Source organism: Streptomyces cirratus (assembly GCF_014650775.1).
Taxonomy (GTDB): domain Bacteria; phylum Actinomycetota; class Actinomycetes; order Streptomycetales; family Streptomycetaceae; genus Streptomyces; species Streptomyces cirratus.
The window spans coordinates 22,946-48,127 of the sequence record NZ_BMVP01000015.1; the positions used below are offsets into that span (position 1 = coordinate 22,946).

Annotated in this window: 28 protein-coding genes; 14 read left to right on the forward strand and 14 right to left on the reverse strand. The window is 71.9% G+C overall.

The annotated features are described in order from the left end of the window. Positions 1-35: 35 nt before the first annotated feature. Positions 36-1,604: a hypothetical protein gene (locus IE207_RS27115; RefSeq protein WP_190186939.1), complete on the reverse strand. Its 1,569-nt coding sequence runs from the start codon at positions 1,602-1,604 to the stop codon at positions 36-38. 184 nt (positions 1,605-1,788) lie between these two features. Continuing rightward, the gene (locus IE207_RS27120; RefSeq protein WP_190186940.1) at positions 1,789-1,983 is read right to left on the reverse strand and encodes a hypothetical protein; all 195 of its coding nucleotides are present in this window, start codon (positions 1,981-1,983) and stop codon (positions 1,789-1,791) included. 191 nt (positions 1,984-2,174) lie between these two features. Here IE207_RS27120 and IE207_RS27125 point away from each other — a divergent pair, with 191 nt between their 5' ends. After that, positions 2,175-3,134: a fibronectin type III domain-containing protein gene (locus tag IE207_RS27125; RefSeq protein WP_229874039.1), complete on the forward strand. Its 960-nt coding sequence runs from the start codon at positions 2,175-2,177 to the stop codon at positions 3,132-3,134. Positions 3,135-3,285: 151 nt separating this feature from the next. Beyond that, the gene (locus tag IE207_RS27130) at positions 3,286-5,301 is read left to right on the forward strand and encodes an ATP-binding protein (protein WP_190186942.1); all 2,016 of its coding nucleotides are present in this window, start codon (positions 3,286-3,288) and stop codon (positions 5,299-5,301) included. Between the two features lie 158 nt (positions 5,302-5,459). Here IE207_RS27130 and IE207_RS27135 read toward each other — a convergent pair whose 3' ends face one another. Next, positions 5,460-5,645, reverse strand: coding sequence for a DUF5999 family protein (locus IE207_RS27135; RefSeq protein WP_190186943.1), 186 nt, complete (start codon positions 5,643-5,645; stop codon positions 5,460-5,462). A gap of 155 nt (positions 5,646-5,800) precedes the next feature. Between IE207_RS27135 and IE207_RS27140 the strand changes: the two genes are divergently transcribed. Both IE207_RS27140 and IE207_RS27145 read left to right on the forward strand, forming a co-directional pair. Next, positions 5,801-6,238, forward strand: a complete 438-nt coding sequence (locus IE207_RS27140; protein WP_190186944.1) for an SRPBCC family protein — start codon at positions 5,801-5,803, stop codon at positions 6,236-6,238. A gap of 66 nt (positions 6,239-6,304) precedes the next feature. Then, positions 6,305-6,889, forward strand: a complete 585-nt coding sequence (locus IE207_RS27145) for a hypothetical protein (RefSeq protein ID WP_190186945.1) — start codon at positions 6,305-6,307, stop codon at positions 6,887-6,889. A gap of 65 nt (positions 6,890-6,954) precedes the next feature. Here IE207_RS27145 and IE207_RS27150 read toward each other — a convergent pair whose 3' ends face one another. After that, entirely contained in the window at positions 6,955-8,184 is a 1,230-nt protein-coding gene (locus IE207_RS27150; RefSeq protein WP_190186946.1) for an acyl-CoA dehydrogenase family protein, read from the reverse strand. A 221-nt stretch (positions 8,185-8,405) separates the two neighbouring features. On the opposite strand from IE207_RS27150, the gene IE207_RS27155 reads away from it, so the two are divergent. Beyond that, positions 8,406-9,050, forward strand: coding sequence for a TetR/AcrR family transcriptional regulator (locus IE207_RS27155; RefSeq protein ID WP_190186947.1), 645 nt, complete (start codon positions 8,406-8,408; stop codon positions 9,048-9,050). 35 nt (positions 9,051-9,085) lie between these two features. On the opposite strand, the gene def is transcribed toward IE207_RS27155, so the two are convergent. Beyond that, a complete protein-coding gene (gene def / locus IE207_RS27160; RefSeq protein WP_190186948.1) occupies positions 9,086-9,655 on the reverse strand; it encodes a peptide deformylase in 570 nt (189 codons plus the stop codon). Between the two features lie 123 nt (positions 9,656-9,778). On the opposite strand from def, the gene IE207_RS27165 reads away from it, so the two are divergent. From IE207_RS27165 to IE207_RS27190, 6 genes are all read left to right on the forward strand, one after another. After that, complete coding sequence (locus IE207_RS27165; RefSeq protein ID WP_190186949.1) at positions 9,779-11,017, forward strand: MurT ligase domain-containing protein; 1,239 nt, start codon at positions 9,779-9,781, stop codon at positions 11,015-11,017. Positions 11,018-11,045: 28 nt separating this feature from the next. Further along, complete coding sequence (locus IE207_RS27170) at positions 11,046-11,774, forward strand: type 1 glutamine amidotransferase (protein WP_136211518.1); 729 nt, start codon at positions 11,046-11,048, stop codon at positions 11,772-11,774. Between the two features lie 190 nt (positions 11,775-11,964). Further along, positions 11,965-12,993, forward strand: a complete 1,029-nt coding sequence (locus tag IE207_RS27175) for a 6-phosphofructokinase (RefSeq protein WP_190186950.1) — start codon at positions 11,965-11,967, stop codon at positions 12,991-12,993. 91 nt (positions 12,994-13,084) lie between these two features. Beyond that, positions 13,085-14,053 (forward strand): cytochrome c oxidase assembly protein, encoded by a 969-nt coding sequence (locus tag IE207_RS27180; RefSeq protein ID WP_190186951.1) that lies wholly within the window; start codon positions 13,085-13,087, stop codon positions 14,051-14,053. A gap of 32 nt (positions 14,054-14,085) precedes the next feature. Next, positions 14,086-14,244, forward strand: a complete 159-nt coding sequence (locus IE207_RS27185) for a hypothetical protein (protein ID WP_190186952.1) — start codon at positions 14,086-14,088, stop codon at positions 14,242-14,244. 62 nt (positions 14,245-14,306) lie between these two features. Then, the gene (locus tag IE207_RS27190) at positions 14,307-15,017 is read left to right on the forward strand and encodes a lysophospholipid acyltransferase family protein (protein WP_190186953.1); all 711 of its coding nucleotides are present in this window, start codon (positions 14,307-14,309) and stop codon (positions 15,015-15,017) included. Positions 15,018-15,054: 37 nt separating this feature from the next. On the opposite strand, the gene IE207_RS27195 is transcribed toward IE207_RS27190, so the two are convergent. From IE207_RS27195 to IE207_RS27225, 7 genes are all read right to left on the reverse strand, one after another. Next, entirely contained in the window at positions 15,055-16,725 is a 1,671-nt protein-coding gene (locus IE207_RS27195; RefSeq protein WP_190186954.1) for an alpha/beta hydrolase, read from the reverse strand. A gap of 193 nt (positions 16,726-16,918) precedes the next feature. After that, on the reverse strand, positions 16,919-17,731 hold the full coding sequence (locus IE207_RS27200) for an urease accessory protein UreD (protein ID WP_229874040.1): 813 nt from the start codon (positions 17,729-17,731) through the stop codon (positions 16,919-16,921). Continuing rightward, positions 17,728-18,414: an urease accessory protein UreG gene (ureG, locus tag IE207_RS27205; RefSeq protein ID WP_190186955.1), complete on the reverse strand. Its 687-nt coding sequence runs from the start codon at positions 18,412-18,414 to the stop codon at positions 17,728-17,730. The genes IE207_RS27200 and ureG overlap by 4 nt, the downstream gene beginning before the upstream one ends. Before the next feature lie 25 nt (positions 18,415-18,439). Further along, positions 18,440-19,114: an urease accessory protein UreF gene (locus tag IE207_RS27210; protein ID WP_190186956.1), complete on the reverse strand. Its 675-nt coding sequence runs from the start codon at positions 19,112-19,114 to the stop codon at positions 18,440-18,442. A gap of 13 nt (positions 19,115-19,127) precedes the next feature. Then, the gene (locus IE207_RS27215) at positions 19,128-20,849 is read right to left on the reverse strand and encodes an urease subunit alpha (protein ID WP_190186957.1); all 1,722 of its coding nucleotides are present in this window, start codon (positions 20,847-20,849) and stop codon (positions 19,128-19,130) included. Next, positions 20,842-21,153, reverse strand: coding sequence for an urease subunit beta (locus tag IE207_RS27220; RefSeq protein ID WP_190186958.1), 312 nt, complete (start codon positions 21,151-21,153; stop codon positions 20,842-20,844). The genes IE207_RS27215 and IE207_RS27220 overlap by 8 nt, the downstream gene beginning before the upstream one ends. A 14-nt stretch (positions 21,154-21,167) precedes the next feature. Beyond that, entirely contained in the window at positions 21,168-21,470 is a 303-nt protein-coding gene (locus IE207_RS27225) for an urease subunit gamma (protein ID WP_190186959.1), read from the reverse strand. Between the two features lie 303 nt (positions 21,471-21,773). On the opposite strand from IE207_RS27225, the gene IE207_RS27230 reads away from it, so the two are divergent. Beyond that, positions 21,774-22,163 carry a VOC family protein gene (locus IE207_RS27230; RefSeq protein WP_190186960.1) on the forward strand — a complete coding sequence of 130 codons (390 nt, stop codon included), beginning with the start codon at positions 21,774-21,776 and terminating at the stop codon, positions 22,161-22,163. A gap of 64 nt (positions 22,164-22,227) precedes the next feature. Here IE207_RS27230 and IE207_RS27235 read toward each other — a convergent pair whose 3' ends face one another. Further along, on the reverse strand, positions 22,228-22,677 hold the full coding sequence (locus IE207_RS27235; protein WP_190186961.1) for an ATP-binding protein: 450 nt from the start codon (positions 22,675-22,677) through the stop codon (positions 22,228-22,230). A 197-nt stretch (positions 22,678-22,874) separates the two neighbouring features. On the opposite strand from IE207_RS27235, the gene IE207_RS27240 reads away from it, so the two are divergent. Continuing rightward, the gene (locus IE207_RS27240; protein WP_190186962.1) at positions 22,875-23,759 is read left to right on the forward strand and encodes a helix-turn-helix domain-containing protein; all 885 of its coding nucleotides are present in this window, start codon (positions 22,875-22,877) and stop codon (positions 23,757-23,759) included. 12 nt (positions 23,760-23,771) lie between these two features. Continuing rightward, positions 23,772-23,993 (forward strand): DUF397 domain-containing protein, encoded by a 222-nt coding sequence (locus IE207_RS27245; RefSeq protein WP_190186963.1) that lies wholly within the window; start codon positions 23,772-23,774, stop codon positions 23,991-23,993. Between the two features lie 3 nt (positions 23,994-23,996). On the opposite strand, the gene IE207_RS27250 is transcribed toward IE207_RS27245, so the two are convergent. Beyond that, positions 23,997-25,169 carry an 8-amino-7-oxononanoate synthase gene (locus IE207_RS27250; protein WP_190186964.1) on the reverse strand — a complete coding sequence of 391 codons (1,173 nt, stop codon included), beginning with the start codon at positions 25,167-25,169 and terminating at the stop codon, positions 23,997-23,999. Between the last annotated feature and the right edge of the window lie 13 nt (positions 25,170-25,182).

Below are 25,182 nucleotides of genomic sequence, written 5' to 3' on the forward strand. Positions count from 1 at the left end.
CCCGGGGCACCGTCCGCCGCCCGCCGCCCGGCCCGTCAGCCCCCGTCGCGTACCGCGACGATGCCGTTGAAGACGCCGACGTAGGCCGTGCCGTCGGGACCGAGTGTGATCGGCGCCCAGTTGTTGTCGTACAGGGGCCCGGTGCCCGTCAGCCGGCGCCAGCGGCGCTCGCCGGTGCGGAAGTCCACCGCCGTGAGGTACCACGCGTCGATCCCCCAGGCGTTGGGCTCCTTTTCGTAGAAGTACAGCAGCCCGTTGCCGGTGGACAGTTTGGGCACGACGGAGGGCGAGCGGACGGCGCTGTGCCACACCGTGTCGCAGCCGCTTCCGTCGGGCCGGACGTCGATGCGGCTGACTCCCCCGACCACCGACTTGCCGAGCAGCAGGCTGGTGGGGTTCTCGTAGCCGTAGTTGTTCTCGACGACGATGCTGTTGCCCCAGGTGATCAGGGAGTTGTCGGTGGTGGAGGCGCCGGAGGCGAACACCGGGACCTTGCAGACCAGCCGCCGGTCCGCCGGCACGTCCACGCCCCGTCTGTAGACCAGCACGTTCATCCGGTCGTCGGCGTTGTCGGTGATGGCGACGTAGCCGTCCCCGAAGAGGTCCGGGGTGGTGCCGGAACCCTGGTTGACGGAACCGGGTTTGGTTCCGGTCCCCCGGTCGTAGGTCTGGCGCCACTGGGCCTCGGGGGTGCCGTCGGCGGTGGCGCGGAAGCTGTACAGCGCGTGGTCGGTGACGATGGAGACTCCGTCCTGCGCGACGGAGAAGGAGTTCTGGATCTCCTCCCCGTCGAGGCGGACGGAACGGATCCGGGAGGTCGTCGGGTCCACGGTGCCCACGCGTCCCTGGCGGGTGACCCACCAGATGCGGCCGTCCCAGTCGGGCATCACGGAGGTGACGGGATCGCAGGTGCCGCTGGGCCACAGGTTGGTCCAGCCGACGCAGTCGTGCGGCACGTGAGCGGTGAGGTCCCAGTCGGCGTCGACGGTGAACTTCCAGCCGCCGTCCGGGTTCTGGGAGTGGGCGAGGCGCAGGATGTGCTGGCGCGAGTCGGCCAGCACGGCGCGGTCCTGGTCGTCCAGGTAGAAGTAGGCGCCGCCCGAGGTGTCCTTGAAGATCTTGGAGAAGTCGAGGGACGTGATCGCCTCGACGGTGGAGGAGCGCTGCGGGAGCTGGTGTTCGGCGAGCGTGGCCAGCGTCTGCGGATCCAGGAGCTTGACCTTGAAGCCGGAGAACGTGCCGCAGACGGTGACCAGCCGGCCGGCCGTGTCAAAGGTGGCGGTGGCGCATTCGCCGCCGAGAGCGGCGATCTTCTCGCTGGTCACCTTGGGGTTCTTGCCGAGCGGGCCGGACCAGGGTGACGTGGCGCTGCCCGCGGCGTCGGAGTGCATGCCGCTGCGGCCGTTGGGCGCGAGGTAGGGGTGCTGCGGCGGGGCTTCGCCGGGCAGCGGTGCGGCGGCTGCCGGGCCGCCGTCGTACTGGCTGACCAGGCGGTGGCCGGGCGCCTTGGGTATCTCCTCGGCCTGCGCCGGGCTGATCCCGTACATCGCCACGAAGACGGCGACGGCGGGGACCACGGCGCAGTTCAGCGCTCTTCGGAACATCCGGACTCCCTCCATTCCTATCGTCCGATCGGTTCTGTTGACACCACGTCTGACATCGCGCCGCCGCCAGACGCTAGGTCGAACCGTCGGATGAGTCCATGGAGGAGCCGGATGATTCACGAACGCGCAACAGTCGATCACCGGGCGGAATCAAGGGAGTCGGGAATGAGGGGATCCGAGGGGTTCAGGGGTTGAGGCCGGAGACCACGCTCGCCGTCGCGGCGAGCCCGCTGTGGATGGTCGCGGCGACGCTGCTGCTCGCGAGGTAGAAGCCGAGCAGGACACAGACGAGGGCGTGGGAGAACTTGAGGCCTCCGCCCCGCAGGAAGATCCACGCGAGGACGAGGAGCAGGACGATCACGGAGAGGGAAATCACCATCGAAGCCTCCTTCGGGCGCCGCCATGGTGGCGCAGTGGAGGGGGCCTTCGGGCGAAACACGTGTCCGCCGTACGGGTGTTGACCCTGCGTGACCCACCGGAGGTGTACGGCGCCCGGGACTTGCCGGGGCGCGTCGGGCCGTGCCATATATGTCTAGACCTTTACGAGGCTTGCGGCGGAAGGCGCTTCCCGTGCGAAATCCGGCCAGACGTCCGGGGCGGACCGCCGCCGCGCTCTCCCTCTGCCTTGCCCTGGCGGCCTGCTCGGGGAGCGGGCCGCAGTCGCCGCCCGCCCCGGCGGGCATCACCGCCCAGGCCGGCAGCGCCACTTCCGTCCACGTGATGTGGGAAGCGCCCTCCGGCGGGACCGCGGTGACGGGCTACCAGCTGTTCCAGGCCGACCGGCTGATCCGGGACGTGCCGGCCGAGAAGACGATGGTGGACGTCACCGGGCTGAGCCCACTGACCGCCTACGCGTTCACCGTCCGGGCCAAGGGCGCGGACGGCCGCCGCTCGCCCCACAGTGCGGCCGCCCGGGTCACCACCCCGGCCGCCCGGGCGGAGGACCACCGGGCACCCACCGCCCCGGCCACCACCACCGGCCGCGCCGACGGCCCCCGGGCCGCCCGCCTGACCTGGGCGCCGGCGAGCGACGACACGGGCGTGACGGCCTACGACGTCTACCAGGGCGGTGTCCGGATCCACACGGCCGGCCCCGGCGAGACCTCCACCACCCTGACCGGCCTCCAGCCGGGCACCCGCTACGGCTTCACCGTCCGCGCGCGGGACGGCTCCGACAACGCCTCCCCCGACGGCCCCCTCGCCGAGGTGACCACGCCCGCCGACCCGGCGCAGGGCCCGGACACCGCGCCCTCCGGCTTCACGGCGGTCGCCTCCCCGGGCGCCGTCACCCTGTCCTGGACCGCTCCCGCCACCGGGCACGAGACCGCCGAGTACCAGCTCTACGTCAACGGACAGCCCGTCACCGTCATCCAGTTCGGGTCCGGCGCGGTTCCCCGTGGAACGGTGGTGCACCGGCTGACGGTGACCGAGCCGGCGGGCACGGTCTGGTCGCTGAAACTGCGGGCCAGACTGCCCGACGGCAACTGGGGCGCCTTCACTCCCGAACGGCGCACGGTCCTCGCCGGCTGAGCGGCGCACTTGAAATCCGGTGGGGATTCCGACGCGGACGGCATGGCCGCGGAAGAAGATCACGCACAATACATCCGTGTTCGGTGAGTACTCGGTCAACAACAATCAGGCACACTCCGCAGGTAGAGCCCCTGGGCCAGCCCCTCGCGCCGTGCCGGGAAACCTGCCGCCGGAACCGGCCGGCTTCATCGGCCGGGAGAGCGAACTGGACGATTTACGGGCACTGTTGGACCTGCGCCGACTGGTCACCCTGACGGGGGTCGGCGGCGTCGGCAAGTCCCGGCTCGCCCTCCGGGCCGCAGCGAGCGGCCGGCCCCGGCGCAACGGGCTCTGGTGGGTCGAGCTGTCGCCGCTGCGCGACCCCGGCCTGCTGACCACCACCGTGGCGCACGCCGTCGGGCTCGCGGACCACTGCGCACGCCCCCTGGACGAGGAACTGTGCGCGTGGATGGCCGACAAGGAACTGCTCCTGGTCCTCGACACCTGCGAGCACCTGATTCCCGCGTGCCGCCACCTCGTCGGTGAACTCCTGCAGTCCGCGCCCGGACTGACGGTGCTCGTCACCTCGCGCGAACCGCTCGGCAGCCCTCGCGAGGTGGTCTTCGAGGTCCGCCCCCTGCCGTACGAGGCACCGGACAGCGACGCCCTCGCCCTGTTCCGCTCCCGGGCCGTGGCCGCGATGCCCGACGCCGCCGAAGCGTTCCGCGATCCCGAACGGGCGTTGCTGGCCGCAGAGGTGTGCCGCAGGCTCGACGGGATCCCGCTCGCCCTGGAACTCGCGGGCGCACGGATGCGGTTGTGGACGCTGGAGCAGATGGTGCGGCGGCTGGACGCCCGGTTCGAGGTCCTGGCCGACACGCGCGCGCTGCTGCCCCGCCACCAGACCCTGCGGACCGCCATCGGCTGGAGCCACGAGCTGTGCGAGCCGGTGGAGCGGTTGCTGTGGGCCCGGCTGTCGGTGTTCACCGGGGACTTCGACGTGGCCGCCGCCCGGACGGTCTGTGCGGGCGGGCCGCTGCCCGCCGCCCGGGTGGAGCGGGTACTGGCCCAGCTGGTGGCGAAGTCCGTCGTCCGGCGGACCGAGGAGCGCGGCGCGGGGACCCGTTACCGGATGCTGGACACGATCCGCGAGTACGGGCGCGACTGGCTGGCCGAGCTCGGGGAGGAACGCACGGCCGCGGACCGGCACGCCCACTGGTACGCGGCGCTGTGCCACTCGGCGGAGCGGGGCTGGCTGGGCCCCGGGCAGATCGACTGGTACCGCAGGATGAGCGCCGAGCACGCGCAGGTGCGCACGGCCCTGGAGCACCTGCTGCGGACCGATCCGACGGCGGCCCAGGAGATGGCCGGGGCGCTCTGGTTCTTCTGGTTCGCCTGCGGCCACGCCCAGGAGGGCCGCGGCTTCCTGGAACGGGCGCTCGCGTCCGGGCCGCGCACCGGGCCGGCGTACACCCAGGCGGTGTGGGCGCTCGGGCTGACGGCCCTGCTCCAGGGCGACATGGACGCGGCCGCGGAGCTGGGACGGCTGTGCGCCCGCGAGGCGGCCCGGCTCGACGACCCGGAACCCGCGCTGCGGGCCGCCCACCTGCGCGCCGTCGCGGTGATGATGCCGGGCGACCCGGTGGGGGCGCTCGCGCTGGCGGGCCCCCGGGCGCGGGCGGCCCACGGCGGCCGGCCGGACGGGACGGGCTGGCTGCTGTGCCGGCTGGCTTCCGGCTACGCGCTGTGCGACGAGCGGCGGTTCGAGGAGGCGGCCGAGGAGGCCCGGGGGCTGCGCGAGGCGTGTGCGCAGCTGGGAGAACGCTGGCTTCGGGCGTACGCCGACTACATCCTGGCCGTCGCGGCGCTGGGCGTCGGCAACCACGGGGAGGCGGCCCGCCACGTACGGGCCATGCTGTCCGGCAAGCGGCTGCTGGGCGACCGCTTCGGCATCGCGCTCGGCCTGGACGTGCTCGCGGCGGCCGTGGCGGGCCTGGGCGACGGCGAACTGGCGGCGCGCCTGCTGGGGACCGGGCACGCGTGGTGGCGCACGGTGGGGCGCCCGCAGATGGGCTCCCCGTCCCTGACGGCCCTGCGGGACGAGGGCGAGCGGCAGGCCCGCGCGGCGATCGGCGACGCCGCGTACGAGAACGCCTTCCGGGGCGGCGCGGCGGCGGCGACCGCCTGAGCGCGGTCCCGCGCGGTTCCCCTCTCCCGTAGCGGCGGCGGGCGTGCTGCCGTCAGTACGGGAGGGGCCTGCCCGACGGGGTGCGCAGGTCCAGGTCTCGGGGGGCGGGCTTGGGGACGGGCTTGCGGATCAGCTGCTGGCGCATGCTGCCTCCTGGCTCAGACCAGGGCCGGTCGGCGGGGCTCCACCGTGCGGCCGTCGGGGAGCAGCTCCCCGGTGTCGTCGAACACCACCAGACCGTTGCAGAGCAGGCTCCATCCCTGTTCGGGGTGGGAGGCCACGGTGCGGGCAGCGTCGTGATCGGCGCTGTCGGCGGACGGGCAGGGGGGCTGGTGGGAGCACATGGCGCACCTCCTCGCAGTGTGGGGCGGGAGGGCCGGTGGTCACCCGGTCGAATCCGCGATCCACGGTGGCGGTGAGTATTACTGATCGCCGCCCCCTGACGGAACCCATATTCGCGGTCGAGTTCACGGTGTGTATGCCCGATTACCATGCGCTCATGCCCCCGATCCGGATCGTTCACCGCACCCGCCTCCCGGTCGCCGAAGCCTGGTCGAGGCTGACGGACTGGGCGCGCCACGGGGCGCAGGTCCCCTTCACCCGGACGACCGTCGAAACGGCGCCGCCCACGCGGGTGGGAACGCGCTTCACGGCGCGTACGGGCGTGGGGAGGGTCACCTTCGACGACCCGATGGAAGTCACCGTCTGGCGGCCGCCGACGGAGGGTTCGGCGGGGCTGGTGCGTCTCGACAAACGCGGCCGCGTCGTCCTGGGCTGGGCGGAGATCGAGGTGAGGCCCCTGGAGCCGTCCGGCACGGAGGTCGAGTGGCGCGAGGACCTGCGGGTACGGGGGCTCGGGCGCTTCTTCGACCCGGTCGTGGCGGCGGCGGCCCGACTCCTGTTCGGCCGCGCTCTCGCCCGGTTGCTGCGTTCCTGACAAGTCGGGCTAGGGTTCCGTGATCACCGCGCCCGGTGATGCCACCACGTCTCCAGAGGAACCACCATGGCCACTCCGCCACCTCCGCAGCAACAGGGCGCCGTCCCGCAGAACCCGTACGCCGTGCCGCCCCAACAGGGCGCGGCCCAGCAGGGCAACCCGTACGCGGCGCAGCAGCCGCAGCATCAGCAGGGGGCCCCGTACGGCAACCCCTACGCGGCCTACCAGCAGCAGCCCCAGCACCCGCAGCAGCCCGGGTACGCCTGCCGCGTGTGCGGCGCCCAGCCGGCCGCGCCCGGCACCGTGCGCGGGCACCAGGGGCTGGTGCTGATGATGCGGTTCCTGAGCACGCACGGCCCGTTCTGCCGTGACTGCGGTACCGCCGTCGTGCGCGACATGTCAGCGAAGACCCTGTGGCAGGGGTGGTGGGGCCCGGCGTCCTTGTTCATCACGCCGCTCACGGTGCTGGTCAACCTGGTGCCGCGCTCGGCCTTCCGCAAGCTCGGTCCTCCCGTGGGCGGCTTCCGGCCCCCGCTCGACCCGGGCAAGCCGCTCTGGCAGCGGCCTCCCGCGCTGATCATCGCGACGCCGATGGCCCTGATCGCCCTGGCGATCGTCGCGCTGGTCGTGATCGGCGCCGCGACCAGCTGAACGACGGCCGCCCCCGTCCCCCGCACGTCAGCGGGGGACGGGGGCGGGCGCCCGGGCTCCGGGACCTAGCGGATCGGCATCTGCGAGATCGTGCGGGCGATCACCAGGCGCTGGATCTCGCTCGTGCCCTCGAAGATCGTGTAGATCGCGCTGTCGCGGTGCATGCGCTCCACCGGGTACTCCCGGGTGAAACCGTTGCCACCGAGGATCTGGACCGCCTGGGCCGTCACCTTCTTGGCCACCTCGCTCGCGAAGAGCTTGGACATCGAGCCTTCCGCCGAGGTGAACGGTTTGCCCGCGACGGCCATCCAGGAAGCCCGCCACACCAGCAGCCGGGCCGCGTCGATCTGCGTCCGCATGTCCGCGAGCTGGAAGGCGACGCCCTGGTTGTCGATGATCGGACGGCCGAACTGGGTACGGGTCTTGGCGTAGTCCAGGGCTACCTCGTAGGCGGCGCGCGCCGTACCGATGGCCATCGCGCCCACCGCCGGGCGGGACGCCTCGAAGGTGGCCATGGCCGCGTTCTTGAGCCGCTCGCCGCCGCCCGCCCGGGCCCGCTCCCGGGCGCGCGCGAGGCGCTCGTCCAGCTTCTCCTTGCCGCCGAGCAGGCAGGAGCCCGGGACCCGGCAGTCCTCCAGCACCACCTCGGCGGTGTGCGAGGCGCGGATGCCGTGCTTCTTGAACTTCTGCCCCTGGGACAGGCCGGGGGTGTTCGGCGGCACGATGAAGGAGGCGTGGCCCTTCGTCCCGAGTTCGGGGTCGACCACGGCGACGACGATGTGGACGCCTGCGATGCCGCCGTTGGTCGCCCAGGTCTTGGTGCCGTTCAGCACCCACTCGTCCTTGGCTTCGTCGTAGACGGCGCGCGTGCGCATGGCCCCCACGTCGGAGCCGGCGTCGGGCTCGGAGGAGCAGAAGGCGGCGACCTTGACGTCGGTCGCGTCGCCGTACATCTGCGGGATCCAGGTGCCGATCTGCTCCTCGGTGCCGTTGGCGAGGACGCCGATGGCGGCGAGGCCGGTGCCGACGATCGACAGGGCGATGCCGGCGTCACCCCAGAAGAGTTCCTCCATCGCCATCGGGATGCCGAGACCGGTCGGGTCGAAGAACTGCTGGGCGTAGAAGTCGAGGGAGTAGATGCCGACCTTGGCCGCCTCCTGGATGACGGGCCACGGAGTCTCTTCGCGTTCGTCCCATTCGGCGGCCGCGGGCCGGATCACGTCGGCGGCGAACCCGTGGATCCAGTCGCGCACCTGCTTCTGGTCGTCGTTGAGCTCCATGGTGAACTCCGCCATGTCCCCTCCAGCTGTCTCACATGCGTACGCGTAGCCGTCACCGGCAGGCCGTTACCTGCGGTAACCAGCCACGGCGGCCCAGTCTGTTACCGACGAGTAAGCACTGTCAAGCGGGGCACCGACCGGCCACGGGAGCGCCGCCGGTTCGATCGGCAGGGTGTGCGGGGTGTTACGTTGCGTGGGCGTCACGCACATCGCAAGGGCGGGGAGAGAAACACGTCATGGAGACCACGCATCAGGCCGGGGAACCGGGAGCTGCCGAGCGCCGGCGGCGGGAACTGCTCGAAGCGGCCGACCGCGTCGTACTCAGGGACGGGCCCAAGGCCTCGATGAACGCCATCGCGGCGGAGGCGGGGATCACCAAGCCCATCCTCTACCGCCACTTCGGCGACAAGGCGGGCCTCTACCAGGCGCTCGCCGTCCGGCACACCGACGCCCTGCTGGACTCGCTGCGGGCCGCACTGGACGCACCGGCCGAGCGCCGCAGCCGGGTGGAGTCCACGCTCGACACCTACCTCGCGGCCATCGAGGCGCGGCCGCAGGTGTACCGGTTCCTGATGCACCCGGCGGAGGACTCGCACTCCGCCGAACGCGGCTTCGACGTGGGCCTGCACTCGGCCCCGCTGCTGCGCCGGCTCGGCGAGGAACTGGCCGAGGTCATCGGCGAACGCGTCGACCTCGGTCCGGGCAGCGAACGCCTGGCCCGGGTGTGGGGGCACGGCATCGTCGGCATGATGCACGCGGCGGGTGACTGGTGGCTCGGCGAACGCCCCTGTGAGCGCGCCGAGTTGGTGGCGGCGCTGACCGACCTGCTGTGGGGCCGCCTGGCCACGGCCGGCAACCGCCAGGGCGGACCCGGCTTCTGAGTGCGGCCCGGCCGCCGGGGGCGGCCGGCTTCCCGTCAGGCCTCGCGGCGCAGGTCCGCGAGTCCTCGCGCGCCCCACGCCGTCTTGCCGATCGCCCGCCGCAGCCGGCGCGCCCGCAGTCCGGTGACCCGGTCCGCGTAGACCGTGCCCTCCAGGTGGTCGCACTCGTGCTGGAGGCAGCGGGCGAAGAACCCGGTGCCCGGGATCCGTACCGGCGCGCCGTCGGAGGTGACCCCCTCGACGACGGCGTGGTCGAAGCGGACCGTTCCGGCCTCCAGGCCGGGCAGCGACAGGCAGCCCTCGGGGCCGCGGAACTCGTCACCGTCGGCGCTCACCAGCCGGGGGTTGACGACGTGTCCCACGTGGCGGACGTCCTCGTCGTCGGGGCAGTCGTATACGAACACCCGCTTGGCGACACCGATCTGGTTGGCGGCGAGACCGACGCCGTTGGCCGCGTACATCGTCGCGAACATGTCCTCGACGAGCCGGTCGAGGGAGGGCCCGAACTCGGTGACCTCGGCGCACGGCGAGTGGAGCACCGGATCGCCCAGCAGGCTCATGGTGCGGACGAGTCCCGTGGTGCCGGGGATGAGGCGCTGTCGCATGGCCGTAAGCCTACGACGGGCGAAGATATGAGCAGATCCGCGCCGCCCCTGGGGCGCCGCGGTCAAGGCCCCGGCAGGTACTGGATAGGCTGGGGCCGACCGACGCAAGGAGGACAAGGGACGATGGCAGGCAACACGGAGCCGCTTTCGCCGCGGGCCAAGCTGGCCGTGACGGCGGGCAAGGCCGCGGCGGCGGTGTCGCGGGCCGCGGGACGCGGAAGCGGATCGGTGATCGGTGGCAAGGTCGCACTCAGGCTGGACCCCGATCTCCTCGGCGCGCTGGCGCAGCATCTCGACGTCGTCCTCGTCTCCGCGACGAACGGCAAGACCACGACGACCCGCCTGATCGCCGAGGCGCTGCGGGCCAGCGGTCCGGTGGTCTCCAACGCGCTGGGCGCGAACATGCCGGCCGGCATCACCTCCGCGCTGGCGGGCGGCTCGGACGCCAAGTACGGCGTCATCGAGGTCGACGAGAAGTACCTCGCCGGAGTGGCCCGGGACGTCACCCCCAAGGTGATCGCCCTGCTCAACCTCTCCCGCGACCAGTTGGACCGTGCCGCGGAGACCCGCATGCTGGCCGAGAAGTGGCGCGAGGGGCTCCAGGGCTCCAAGGCCGTCATCGTGGCCAACTGCGACGACCCGCTGATCGTGTGGTCCGCGTCCTCCTCGCAGAACGTGGTGTGGGTCGCGGCCGGCCAGGAGTGGAAGGACGACGCCTGGTCGTGCCCCTCCTGCGGTGGCGTCATGCAGCGCCCGGGCGACGACTGGTTCTGCGGCGAGTGCGGCTTCCGCCGCCCCACCCCCAGCTGGGTGCTCTCCGGCGACCACGTACTGGACCCGCACGGCAGCGCCTGGCCGATCCACCTCCAGCTGCCCGGCCGCGCCAACAAGGCCAACGCCGCCACCTCGGCCGCCGTCGCGGCCGTGTTCGGTGTACCGCCGCAGGTCGCGCTGGAGCGGATGTACCAGGTCCAGGCCGTCGCCGGCCGCTACGACGTGGTCTCCTTCCTGGGACGTGAACTGCGTCTGCTGCTCGCCAAGAACCCGGCGGGCTGGCTCGAGACGTTCTCACTGATCGACCCGCCGCCGACGCCGGTGATCCTTTCCGTCAACGCGCGCGGCGCCGACGGCACGGACACCTCCTGGCTCTGGGACGTGGACTACCCGCGCCTGGCCGGTCACCCCATCTTCGTGATCGGCGACCGCAAGCTGGACCTCGCGGTCCGCCTGGAGGTCGCGGGCCTGGACTTCCGGGTCTGCGAGACCCTCGACGAGGCCGTGCAGCTCGCCCCGCCCGGACAGATCGAGCTGATCGCCAACTACACCGCATTCCAGGACGTGCGCCGCCGCGTCGGCAACTAGTACTCATACCTCCAGAGGACACAAGAGCATGAGCGACAACAGCCTGCGTCTGGTGTGGGTCTACCCCGACCTGCTCAGCACGTACGGAGACCAGGGCAACGCCCTCGTGGTGGAGCGCCGGGCGCGCCAGCGCGGCCTGGACGTGCAGCGCGTGGACGTGCGCAGCGACCAGCCCATCCCCACCTCGGGTGACATCTACCTGATCGGCGGTGGCGAGGACCGGCCGCAGCGCCTGGCGGCGGAGCGCCTGCTGCGCGACGGCGGCCTGGAGCGGGCCGTCTCGAACGGGGCGATCGTCTTCTCGGTGTGCGCCGGGTACCAGATCCTCGGCAACGAGTTCGTCAACGACGTGGGCGAGCGCCAGCAGGGCCTGGGCCTGCTGGACGTGGTCACCGTGCGCGGCGAGGGCGAGCGGTGCGTCGGCGACGTCCTCGCCGACATCGACCCGCGCCTGAACCTGCCCCCGCTGACGGGCTTCGAGAACCACCAGGGCGTGACCCACCTCGGTCCGACGGCCAAGCCCTTCGCCCGCACCCGCCTGGGCCGGGGCAACGGCACCGGCGACGGCACCGAGGGCGCGTACAACGACACCGTGTTCGGCACCTACATGCACGGTCCCGTGATGGCCCGCAACCCGCAGATCGCGGACCTGCTGCTGAAGCTGGCCCTCGATGTGAACGCGCTGCCGGGTCTCGACGACCGCTGGTACGAGGCGCTGCGCGACGAGCGCATCGCGGCGGCCACCCAGCCCGCGTAACGCGTCCGTCACGCGCCGTTCGGCCCGGATTCCCTTGGGGGGTCCGGGCCGGCGTGCGTTCGTACGACGGATGTGACCAGCATGTGGAGGATGGTTCAGCCCGGTGGGAATCCGCTTGTAGGCTGGCGGTCAGTACCAACCGGACGACGTGGTCCGGTCGTCGGCCCACGTTGCAAAGGTTCTTCCTGCCATGCGCATTGGTGTGCTCACTTCCGGAGGCGACTGCCCCGGCCTCAATGCCGTCATCCGCTCCGTCGTGCACCGCGCCGTCGTCGACCACGGCGACGAGGTGATCGGCTTCCACGACGGCTGGCGGGGCCTGCTGGAGTGCGACTACCGCAAGCTCGACCTGGACGCCGTCAGCGGCATCCTGGCCCGTGGCGGCACCATCCTCGGCTCCTCCCGCGTCCAGCCCGCGCACCTGCGCGACGGCGTGGAGCGGGCCCGCGGCCACCTCGAGGACCTCGGTCTGGACGCGATCATCCCGATCGGCGGAGAGGGCACGCTCAAGGCGGCGAACCTGCTGTCCGAGGGCGGCCTGCCCATCGTCGGCGTCCCCAAGACCATCGACAACGACATCGCGTCCACCGATGTGACCTTCGGCTTCGACACCGCCGTCGGGGTGGCCACCGAGGCCCTGGACCGGCTCAAGACCACCGCCGAGTCGCACCAGCGGGTGATGGTCGTCGAGGTCATGGGCCGCCACACCGGCTGGATCGCGCTCCACTCGGGCATGGCTGCGGGCGCGCACGCCATCGTCGTGCCGGAGCGTCCCTTCGACATCGAGGAGCTGACCGCGATCGTCGGCGAGCGGTTCTCGGCCGGCAAGCGGTTCGCGATCGTCGTGGTCGCCGAGGGGGCCAAGCCCGCCGAGGGCAGCTCGATGGCGCTGGAGTCGGGCGGCACCGACATGTACGGCCACGAGCGGTTCGCCGGAATCGGCAACCGGCTCGCCGTCGAGCTGGAGGACCGCCTCGGCAAGGAGGCCCGTCCGGTGATCCTCGGTCACGTGCAGCGCGGCGGCACGCCGACCGCGTACGACCGCGTCCTGGCCACCCGCTTCGGCTGGCACGCGGTGGAGGCCGCGCACCGGGGCCAGTTCGGCATGCTGACCGCGCTGCGCGGTACCGACATCGTGATGGTGCCGCTGGCCGACGCCGTGCGCAGCCTCAAGACGGTCCCCGTCGAGCGCTACGCCGAGGCGGAGACCGTTCTGTGATGTTTCCCCCCTTCTGACACCGCCCCCGGACGCTTCGTCGTCCGGGGGCGGCACTACTGTGGTGGAGCGCCACAGTCAAGGGAGTGAAGAGATGGATCACAGCGGTCACGGCATGGACATGAATATGGACATGGACATGGACCTGCCGCCGTTCACTCTCGGGCGCGGGCTGGAGTTCTCCTTCGACGCCTTCTTCCTGATCGGCTCGCTGCTGGGGCTCGGCCTGTACCTGTGGGGCGTGGCGCGGCTGCGCCGGCGCGGGGACGCGTGGCCGGTGGGCCGGACCGTCTCCTTCGCCGCCGGTGTGCTGACCGTGGCCCTGATGATGTGCACCAAGCTGAACGACTACGGAATGGTCATGTTCAGCGTGCACATGGTGCAGCACATGGTGATCAGCATGGTCTCCCCGATCCTGCTGCTGCTCGGCGCTCCGGTGACGCTGACGCTGCGCGCGCTCCCGCCGGCCGCCCGGGGCGTCAAGGGACCGCGCGAGCTGTTGCTGATGCTGCTGCACAGCCGCTACCTCAAGGTGATCACCCACCCGGCCTTCACGATCCCCCTTTTCATCGCCAGCCTCTACGGCCTCTACTTCACCCCGTTGTTCGACTCCCTGATGCAGAGCAGGGCCGGACACATCGGGATGATGGTGCACTTCCTGGCCGTCGGCCTGATCTTCTTCTGGCCGATCATGGGCGTGGACCCGGGTCCGCACCGTCCCGGCTACGTGATGCGGATGCTGGAGCTGTTCGCCGGCATGCCGTTCCACGCGTTCTTCGGCATCGCGCTGATGATGGCGAGCCAGCCGATGATCAAGTCGTACGAGAACCCGCCGGCCTCCCTGCACGTCGACGCGCTGCTCGACCAGCAGTGGGGCGGCGGCATCGCCTGGGCGTTCAGCGAGATCCCCTCGGTGCTGGTGCTGATCGCGCTGGTCTACCAGTGGTACCGCTCGGAGCAGCGGGCCGCGAAGCGCTCGGACCGGGCGGCGGAGCGCAACGGGGACCAGGAGCTGGAGGCGTACAACTCGTATCTCGCCTCGCTCCAGGGGCGTGGCCGGTAGCGCGGCGGCCCCTCCCCGCGCCACCATGGGGCATGAGCGGATCCGTTAAGGCGATGGCCGTGCTGACCTTCGGCTCTCTGGTGGCCGTCGCGGCGTATTCCGTGGTGCTCGGCAGCAACGGCTGGCTGTGGTTCGTGTGGGTGCTGCTGGGCATGCTGACCGCCGGGCTGGCCGCCTCCGGCAGCAGGTGATCTGCCCATCCGGCACCGGGTGCGCCACACTGACGTGTCCGCCAGGTGAAGGGAAACGGCCGGTGTTCTACCACTTGCTCAAGCACGTGCTGCTCGGCCCACTGCTGCGGCTGCTGTTCCGACCGCGTATCGAGGGCCTGGAGAACATCCCGCCGCAGGGAGCGGCGATCATCGCCGGAAACCACCTGTCGTTCTCCGACCACTTCCTGATGCCGGCGATCCTCAAACGCCGGATCACCTTCCTCGCGAAGGCCGAGTACTTCACCGGCCCGGGCCTCAAGGGGCGGCTGACGGCCGCCTTCTTCCGCAGCGCCGGCCAGATCCCGGTGGACCGCTCCGGCAAGGACGCCGGACAGGCGGCGCTGCGCGAAGGGCTCGGGGTCCTGGCCAAGGGCGAACTGCTCGGCATCTACCCGGAGGGCACCCGATCGCACGACGGGCGGCTGTACAAGGGCAAGGTCGGGGTCGCGGCGATGGCGCTCGGCGCGGGCGTGCCGGTCGTGCCGTGCGCGATGGTCGGCACCTTCGAGATCCAGCCGCCCGGGCAGAAGATCCCGAACATCCGGCGGGTCACGATCCGTTTCGGCCGGCCGCTGGACTTCTCCCGGTACGAGGGCCTGGAGGGCGAGCGGGCGATCCTGCGGGCCGTCACCGACGAGATCATGTACGCGGTCCTGGAGCTGTCCGGGCAGGAATACGTCGACCGGTACGCCGCCGAGGTGAAGGCGGAGGAGGAGCAGGCACGGAAGAAGGCCCGGCGCAGGACGCGCTGAGCCCTCTCCGTGTTCGTGCCCGGGTGCTGCCGGCGGCCTAGCGGACGGCCGGGAGCTCCTCACGCGGCGCCAGCTCGGCGCTCTGGGACGGGGCCGCCGACTTGGCGGCGGCCGGGGCCGGGGCGACCGGCGTGGCGTGCGGCTCGCACGTCACGTCCTGCGCGTCCACCTTGCCGGTGAGCAGGTAGCCCTCCACGCGGGTGTTGATGCAGGGGTTCACCAGGCTGGTGACACCGTGCGAGCCCGCGTTCTTCTCGGTGATCAGACGCGAACCGCCGAGGCGGCGGTGCATCTCGACGCCGCCCGCGTACGGGGTGGCCGCGTCGCGCTCGCTCTGGACGACGAGGACCGGCGGCAGACCGCGCTTGGCGCTCGCGCCGACCTCGATCGGGGTGCTCTGCTTGGACTTCCAGGTCGCGCAGGGCAGGTTCATCCACGCGTTGGACCAGGTCAGGAAGGGGTACTTCTTGTTCAGCGCGGTGTTGTCCCTGTCCCACTTGGCCCAGCTGGTGGGCCACTTGGCGTCGGCGCACTCGACCGCGGTGTAGACGGCGTTGCCGTTCTCCGTGCTGATGTTGCCCTTGATGTCGGAGAGGTCCGGGGTGACCGCGTCGATCAGCGGCTGCTCGTTACCCGCGACGTACGCGCTCAGGGCCTGGGCGGTGGGCACCCAGGAGGAGTCGTAGTACGGGGCGCTCTGGAAGAAGCCGATGAGCTCCGCCGGGCCGGCCACGCCGCCGAGCGGGTTGGCCTTGGCCTTGGCGCGCAGTTCGAGCCACTTGGCCTCGACCTTGGCGCGGGTGTCGCCGATGTGGAAGACGCCGTCGTTCTTGGCGACCCAGTCCTCCCAGTCGTTCCAGCGCATCTGGAAGGCGACGTCCTGTTCCAGGTTGGCCTGGTACCAGATGTTGTCCTGCTCCGGGTTGACCACGCTGTCGACGATCATGCGGCGCACGTGGCCCGGGAACAGGGTCGCGTAGACCCCGCCGAGGTAGGTGCCGTAGGAGACGCCGAGGTAGTTCAGCTTCTTCTCGCCGAGCGCGGCCCGGATGACGTCCAGGTCACGCGCGGTGTTCGGCGTGGTCATGAACGGCAGCATCTCGCCGCTGCGCTCCTTGCAGCCGTCCGCGTACTCCGCGGCGAGCTTGCGCTGGGCGCGCTTGTCGGCCTCGCCGGACGGGACCGGGTCCGCCTTGGGGACCTTGACGAACTCCTGCGGGTCGACGCAGGAGATGGGCGCCGAGTGGCCGACGCCGCGGGGATCGAAGCCCACGAAGTCGTACGCCTTGGCGGTGTTGACCCACAGCGGGGACTTGGTCGTGGTCCGGCGCGGGAAGCGCATGCCGGAGCCGCCCGGGCCGCCGGGGTTGTAGACGAGCGCGCCCTGGCGCTCCTCCTTGGTGCCGGTGCTCAGCGCGCGGTCGACGGCCAGGTCTATGGTCTTGCCGTACGGCTTGGCGTAGTCGAGCGGGACCTTCACCCAGCCGCACTGGATCGGCTTCTCGAAGCCCCAGTCGGCGGGGCAGTCCTTCCAGTCGATCCCGGTGCGGGCGGCGCGGGCGGCGGCGACCTGAACGCCGATCGCCTCGTTGTATCCGTTGTCGCCGGAGGCCGGGGCGGCCTCGGCGGTAGGGGCGAGCAGCAGGCTCGCCGCCAGTGCGCCGGTGATCAGAGTGGCGGCGCTCCCCAGCGCCGCGGTGCGTATCACGTGGTTGTTCCCCCTGCGTCATGTGCCGTCACGGGCAGCCGTGTTGGTCGGTTTCGGTCGTTGACGTGCAGGGGGATCCTTGCGCCTGACCGGGAGTGGGCGACAGTGCACGGTCCGGTTCTTTGCCAAGCCGATATCCGGACGGGGGTGTACCGCTGAGCGGTGTCCGGTTCGCCCCGGGTCCGCCCTGCCGTTACCAGCCGTACGTCGAGCAGGCCGCGTCGAGCAGTTCCCTCAGCCGTAGCGCGTCCGGAGCGAGGGCCGTCACCAGGACGGCCGGCCCGGCCAGCGGGGTCACCGCCGCGAACTCGCCCAGCACCGCGGGCTCCGGCGGGGCCTCGGCGAACTGCGGGTCCACCACCAGGAGCTGGCCGAGCGCCCGGTGGCCCGCGAGCCCCGCCGGGCCGTCCCAGCCGCCGGGGGCCCCCGGCCCGCAGGCCAGTTCCTGGTCCAGCAGCGGGCGGCCGCCGCGCAGGACGGTCAGACGGCTGCGGAGCAGGCCCGGGGACTCCCCCGTGCGGCCGAGCACCTGCTCCTCGCGCAGCAGCAGCCGGGCGGTGGGGGCGAGTTCGACTCGGGTGCGCACCCGCAGGTCACTGCCCTGTACGGAGACCAGCGGCTCCGGCAGCCACCGCACCGCCGCCTCCTCGGCCAGCGTCAGCCGTACGTCGTACCGCGCGGGCGCGCCGTCCCGGCCGGGCAGCGCCAGGGTGGCCGCCGCCGAGCGGAGCCCGAGCCGGGCCCCGGGTCCGGCGTCGGCCTCGACGCTCAGATGGTCTCCGCCGAGCGGTGCGGACATCGCGCCGACCAGCATCACACCGGCCTCGGCGCCCTCGCCGCGGGTGCGGCGCAGGGCGAGCGGGCCTTCCCCGGCGAGCAGCGGCAGGGCGGTGCCGCCCCGGCCGTCGGCTGCGGCGGCGATCCGGGCGGTGGCCCGCAGCCCGGCCGCAGCGCGGGCAGCGGGTGCTGCGGGGGCTTCCGGGGCGACGGGGGGTGCGCTGGTCACCGTACGGCCCAGGCTGCGATCCGCGCGCGCACCCAGTCGGCCACCGGGGCCACTCCCTCGGGCCCGCGCAGGGACTGGAACGCCACGGGCAGGTCGCCGCGCTGCTCGGCGGCGTCGCGGGCCATCCGGTCCAGGTCGGAGCCGACGTGGGGGGCGAGGTCGGTCTTGTTGACGATGAGCAGGTCGGCGGTGGTGACGCCGGGGCCGCCCTTGCGCGGGATGTCGTCGCCGCCGGCCACGTCGATGACGAAGATCTGGGCGTCGACCAGACCCCGGGAGAAGGTCGCGGTCAGGTTGTCCCCGCCGGACTCGACGAGGATCAGGTCCAGGGGACCGACGTTTTCCTCCAGTTCCTCGACCGCCTCCAAGTTGGCGGAGATGTCGTCACGGATGGCGGTGTGGGGGCAGGCCCCGGTTTCGACGGCGGCGATCCGTTCGGGCGGCAGGACCGCCTCGCGGAGCAGGAACTCGGCGTCCTCGCGGGTGTAGATGTCGTTGGTGACGACGGCCATGGACAGTTCGGCGCGCAGGGCCCGGCACAGTGCGGCGACGGTGGCGGTCTTGCCGGAGCCGACCGGTCCGCCGAGGCCTACGCGCAGGGCCCGGCGCGTGCCGTCGGCCCGTACGGGCTCGGCGCTGTGGGTGTGGCGGTGGGGGTAGCTGTCCCCGTGGTCGAGGTGCATGGTTTCTCCTTGGGTGGGGCGGCGGTCAGGAGGCGAACAGCCGGACCGGCCACTCGGCGTGGGCCTGCGCCGCGATGTCCAGCAGCGGGGAGGAGGAGGCGGGCAGCGCCTCCAGTCCCTCGTGCCGGGCCAGCAGGGCGGCGCTCGCGGCCCGTCCGGACACGGCGTCGAGTTCGGGGGCCAGGCCGGCCAGCACGGCGCTCGCCTCGAAGGGGTCCAGGCCCAGCAGCCGCACGGTCGCGGTGGCGGGGCCGCTGACGCTCTCGTAGGCGGCCACGTGCGCGGCGTCCAGCGGCCCGAGCCCGGCGGCCCGGGCGGTGACGCCGAGCACCACGGGCTGGTGGGCCCCGCGCGGGAAGGCTGCGGCGAGGGCGTCGAGTTCGGCGGCCGGCCAGGTGGCCCGGGCGGCGCGCAGCAACTGCCGGCCGAGCCGTCGCGCGGCCAGCCGCAGCGCGGGCGGGGGGGTGCGGGCGTCGGCGGCGGTGTCGAGTTCCGCCGGGTCGAGGCCGTGGGCTGCGGCGGCCGCGAGTCCGGCGGCGACCAGGCCGGAGGTGTGCAGCCGGCCCCGGCAGAACTCGGCGAGGGTGGCTGCGTCGTGGATCCGGCCCGCCTTGCAGGCGGCCTCCGCCCCGCCGGAGTGGGCGTGCCCTCCGGCGGGGAAGCGGCCGTCCGCGAGGACGAGCAGCGCGGCGAGGCTCATCGGGAGACGCCCATCAGAACAGGAAGTATCTCTGTGCCATGGGCAGTTCCGCCGCCGGGGCCGGCTCCACGACCTCGCCGTCGATGGTGACGGTGAAGGTGTCGGCGTCCACCTCGACCCTGGGCATGGCCTCGTTGTTGCGCATGTCCGTCTTGCTCACCTTGCGGGTGCTTTCGATGGCCACGAACTGCTTGTCGAGACCGAGCCGTTCGGGCAGCCCGTCGTCGAGGGCCGCCTGCGCGGTGAAGTTGATCGAGTTCAGGGCCGGAGCGCGCCCGTGGGCCCCGTACATGGGCCGGGGCAGGATGGGCTGCGGGGTGGGGATGGAGGCGTTGGCGTCGCCCATCTGCGCATAGGCGATCTGGCCGCCCTTGACGACGACCTCGGGCTTGACCCCGAAGAAGGCGGGGGACCACAGGACCAGGTCGGCGAGCTTGCCGACCTCGACGGAGCCGATCTCGCGGGCGAGGCCCTGGGCGACCGCGGGGTTGATCGTGTACTTGGCGACGTATCGCCGGGCCCGGTGGTTGTCGGCCGGGCCGTCGCCGGGCAGGAAGCCGCGCCGCTTCTTCATCACGTGGGCGGTCTGCCAGGTGCGCAGCACGACCTCACCGACCCGGCCCATGGCCTGGGAGTCGGAGGAGATGATGGAAATGGCCCCGAGGTCGTGCAGGACGTCCTCGGCGGCGATGGTGGACGGCCGGATCCGGGACTCGGCGAAGGCGAGGTCCTCGGGGACGGCCGGGTTGAGGTGGTGGCAGACCATCAGCATGTCGAGGTGTTCCTCGATGGTGTTGACGGTGTGCGGCCGGGTGGGGTTGGTGGAACTGGGCAGGATGTTCGGCTCGGAGACCACGGTGATGATGTCGGGTGCGTGGCCGCCGCCCGCGCCTTCGGTGTGGTACGAGTGGATGGTCCGCCCGGCGATGGCCGCGAGGGTGTCCGCGACGAACCCGGCCTCGTTGAGGGTGTCGGTGTGGATGGCGACTTGGGCGCCGGTCTCCTCCGCGACGGTCAGGCAGGCGTCGATGGCGGCCGGGGTGGCCCCCCAGTCCTCGTGGATCTTGAAGCCGAGGGCGCCGCCGCGCAGCTGGGAGTACATGCCCTCGCGGGACATGGTGTTGCCCTTGCCGAGCAGGCCGATGTTGACGGGGTAGGCCTCCAGCGCCGCGAACATCCTGGCCAGGTGCCAGGGTCCGGGCGTGACGGTGGTGGCCTTGGAGCCCTCCGCGGGTCCGGTGCCGCCGCCGACGAGGGTGGTGATGCCGGAGGCGAGGGCCTCGTCGATCACGGTGGGGGCGATGAAGTGCACGTGGGCGTCGATGGCGCCGGCGGTGACGATCTTCCCGTTGCCGGCGATGATCTCGGTTTCGGGGCCGATGACCAGGGCGGGGTCGACCCCGTCCATGGTGTCGGGGTTGCCGGCCTTGCCGATGCCGCAGATCCGGCCGTCGCGTATGCCGAGGTCCGCCTTGACGATGCCCCAGTGGTCGAGGATCACGACGCCGGTGATCACCGTGTCGGGGGCGCCTTCGGCGCGGGTGGTCCGGGCCTGTCCCATGGATTCGCGGATGACCTTGCCGCCACCGAAGACGGCTTCGTCACCCGAGCGTCCGGGGCCGCCGCTGAGGTCCTGTTCGATCTCCACGAAGAGGTCGGTGTCGGCCAGCCGGATGCGGTCGCCCGTGGTCGGTCCGAAGAGGTCCGCGTACGTCTGGCGCGAGATCTCAGCCATCGAGCGGCCCTCCGGTTTCCCCGCGCAGGCCCGGCACGGTGCGCAGGCCCCCCAGCGGCACGAGTTCGACGGAGACGGGGATGCCCGGCTCGAAGCGGACCGCGGTACCGGCGGCGATGTTGAGCCGCTGCCCGTGGGCGGCGGCGCGGTCGAAGTCGAGGCCGGGGTTGACTTCGGCGAAGTGGTAGTGGGAGCCGACCTGCACGGGGCGGTCGGCGGCGTTGAGCACGGTGAGACGGGTGACGGCGCGGCCTTCGTTCAGGCGCACCGGACCGTCCCCGAAGACGATTTCGCCGGGGATCATGCGGGTGCTCCCGTTCAGACGATGGGGTCGTGGACAGTGACGAGCTTGGTGCCGTCCGGGAAGGTCGCCTCGACCTGGACGTCGTGGATCATCTCGGGGATCCCCTCCATGACCTCGTCGCGGCGCAGCACGGTGCGGCCCGAGGCCATGAGCTCGGCCACGGTCCGTCCGTCGCGGGCGCCTTCGAGGATGTGCGAGGTGATCAGGGCGACCGCCTCGGGGTGGTTGAGGCGCACCCCGCGCGCCCTGCGCTTTTCGGCCACATCTGCCGCGACGTGGATGAGCAGTCTTTCCTGCTCGTGCGGTGTCAGTTGCACACGTATCACCAAGTTTCCAGGACAAGATCAACTTCGCGCCAAGAAGACCCTAATCCTCTTCAACACTTTGTTGACCTGTGCATATCCGTGCCAAGCATGTCTTGCCCAACACGGGAAGAGACTTTCCGTCCCGATCACCACTGCTTTACCGGCTCATGGGTGATCATTGGCGGAAGCACGCGGGCGCCAGAGTAGGACCCGCATTTTTCCGCCGAGTTAACCCACGTTTCCGGGAGGCTCCCGGTTCGGCCCGGGCACCGAGTTCCGCGGGTTTGCGCACACCGGTACCGCATGGAGGTCAACATGCTGAACCCCGTCCGCAACATCACCTTCGACGCCCTCGACCCCTGGAAGGTCGCGCGGTTCTGGTCCGAGGTGACCGGCTACGCGATCGCCGAGGACGGCGTGGAGGGCGACGAGGAGATCCAGCTGGAGCCGGGGCAACCCGGTGCGCCGGGCTTGCTGTTCATCCGGGTACCCGACGGCAAGAAGGTGAAGAACCGGGTGCACCTGGACATCCAGCCGCCCACGGGCACCCGCGACGAGACGGTCGAGCGGCTCGTCGGTCTCGGGGCGCGGGTCGTGGACGACCGGCGGGACGAGGACGGAGTCGCGGGCTGGGTCGTACTGGCCGACCCCGAGGGCAACGAGCTGTGCATCGAACGCAGCGCCGCGGAACGCGGAATCGCCTGAGCGGGACCCGGCATCGTCTGCGCGGGGTTCGGCAGCGTCCGCGCCGGGCCCGGCACCGTCGCCCTCAACAGCCGGTCGCGGTCCTCGCCGGGGCCCCCACCGCCCAAGGCAGGGCGATCCACACCGTCTTGCCGCCGTCCTCGGTCGGCGTGACCGAGAGCCGGCCGCCCGCCTCCGCGGCGAGCCAGCGGATGATGACCATCCCCCGGCCGTTGTCCTGCTGGACGGCGGCCGGCAGCCGCCGGGGGCGCCGCGGGTGACTGTCCGTCACCCCGACCCGCAGCCACTCGCCGCGCTCCAGCCGGACGTCCACGGTGAAGGTGGGCGACTGGCCGAAGGTGTGCTGCACCGCGTTGGTCGCGAGCTCCGAGACGATCAGCCGGACGGTGTCGGCCATCTCCGATTCCTCGGGCAGTCCCCATTCACCCAGCACCTCCGCGACGTACCGGCGGGCAGCGGCGACCGCGGCCGGGTCGCTCGGCAGAGTGACGGATGCTTCCTGGTGGTCTGCCATGGCGACGTCCCTTTCCCACCGGGGCGCAGCCGCCCCGGATCTACGCTGAGCGTCAGAGTGCACCCATCGTGCCGTCGTTTCCTCCGTTCTCCCAAGATATGCATATATCTGTCGCTCGATGCGGTGAACTCTGCTACGGAAGAGCGTATTTGGACGGCAGACTGGTGCGAGGTGTGCCGGTGGGAAGGAGAGCGGCCATGCAGCACGGTCCCGCGGTACGCCGCCGCAAGCTGGGCGAGGAATTGCGTGCGCTCCGTGACCGCAGCGGTCTCACCAGTGGTGAGGCCGCCCGGTTGGTGGGGTGGCACCAGTCGAAAGTCAGCCGTATCGAAACGGGTCGAAGTGGCGTGAAAGCGGAAGACATCCGCCTCCTCCTCGACGCCTACGGGGATGTGGTGAGCACCCAGCAGAGGGCCCTGCTGGAGGCACTGGGGGCCTCGGCGGCGGGCCCCGGGACCGGCGGCGACCGCACCCCGGGACGCCAGTGGTGGCACGACTACCGGGGGCTGCTGCCCCAGGAGTACCGGGACTTCATCAGCCTGGAGGCGGGGGCCCGCTCCGCCCGCACCGTCGAACTCTCGGTGGTTCCGGGCCTGTTGCAGACGCCGGAATACGCGCGCGCCGTGACCCGGGCCGCGCTGGGCGGGCTGCCGGAGCCGAAGGTGGACGCGCTGGTCGACGTACGCCTGGCACGCCAGTCGGTGCTGCGGGCCGACCCTCCGCTCGAACTGAGCGCGGTACTGGACGAGGCGGTGCTGCGCCGGCAGATCGGCGGGGCAGGAGTGATGCGGGAGCAGTTGCGGCACCTGGCGGAGGTAGCGCGGCTGCCCCAAGTGCGCCTACAGGTACTGCCGTTCAGCGTAGGGGGCCATCTCGGCCTGACCGGACCGTTCGTAATTTTCTCATTTCCGAACATCGCCGATCTGGATGTGGTGGTACTCGACCATTTGACGAGTAGCCTCTACCTGGAGCGGAAGGAAGACCTAGAGGCGTACAGCGCCGCGTTCCGCACAATCCAGGCGCACGCCCTCCCGCCCCAGGACTCGTCGGATCTGATCAGCTCCATTGCTGACGACGCGTAAGGAGGCACCCTCGTGTCCGCAACCCCCTTATCCACCGGCGGACTTCTGATCGACGCTCGGTGGCGGCGGAGCAGCCGCAGCACCGGAATGAACAACTGCGTGGAAGCGGCCGCCCTCAGTGGCGGTCTACTGGCCGTCCGCGACTCCAAGCGGACGGAGGGCCCGGCCGTACTCTTCACCGGGCCCGCCTGGGCCGGCTTCCTCGCCTCGGTTCGGGCGGACGCCCCGGCGTGATGCTCAGTGGTCCGTGGCTCCCGCGGGTGCGGTACGCAGGATCACCGCGACGGCCCGACTGATCTCGTCCCCCGTGAGATCGGCCCGGGCGGTCAGCCGCAGCCGGGAGATGCCGTCCGGAACCGAGGGCGGCCGGAAGCACCCCACGGACAGTCCTGCCTCGCGGCAGTCGGCGGCCCAGCGCAGTGCCGCCGAAGCCGACGGGGCCCGTACCGACACCACGGCCGCGTCCGGCCGGGCCGCGGTCAGGCCGGACGCGGTGAGTCGTCCGTACAGCAGGGCGGCCACCTCCCGTGCCCGCGCGGCGCGTTCCGGTTCCCGTGCGAGCAGGCGCAGACCGGCGAGCGCGGCGCCCGTGGCGGCCGGAGCGAGGCCGGTGTCGAAGATGAAGGTCCGGGCCGTGTTGACGAGGTGCCGGATGACCTTCGCCGGCCCGAGCACGGCGCCGCCCTGGCTGCCGAGTGACTTCGAGAGGGTCATCGTCGCAACCACGCCGGGCGCGCCCGCGAGACCGGTCGCGTGCAGCGCGCCCCGGCCGCCCTCGCCCAGGACGCCGAGCCCGTGGGCATCGTCCACGACCAGAGCGGCCCCCTCGTCGCGGCAGGCCGCGGCGTAGCCGGCGAGCGGGGCGGCGTCCCCGTCGACGGAGAACACCGAGTCGCTGACCAGCAGGGCACGGCCCTCGTGCCCGGCCAGCGTCTTGCGTGCGGCGTCCACGTCGCCGTGCGCGATGACGCCCACGTCGGCGCGCGACAGCCGGCAGCCGTCGACGATCGAGGCGTGGTTCCCCGCGTCGGAGACCACGAGCGTGCCGCGGCCGCTCAGCGCGGTGACGGCGGCGAGATTGGCCGCGTAACCGGACGAAAGCACCAGAGCCGCCTCGAAGCCGCAGAACGCCGCGAGTTCGCGCTCCAGCGTGGCGTGGAGCTCGGTGGTGCCGGTGACCAGGCGGGAGCCGGTGGCCCCGCCGCCCCAGCGCTCGGCGGCCCGCACGGCACCGGCGACGACCTCGGGGTGCCGGGACAGGCCCAGGTAGTCGTTGCTCGCGAGGTCCAGCAGCGGCGAGGACGCCGGTCGCGGACGCAGCGTCCGCACGAGCCCGGCCCGCTCGCGGGCCCCTTCCGCTTCGTCGATCCAGGCGAAGACGTCCACGGGCTCGGGGAGGTGCTGGAGCATCGGCGGGGTCCTC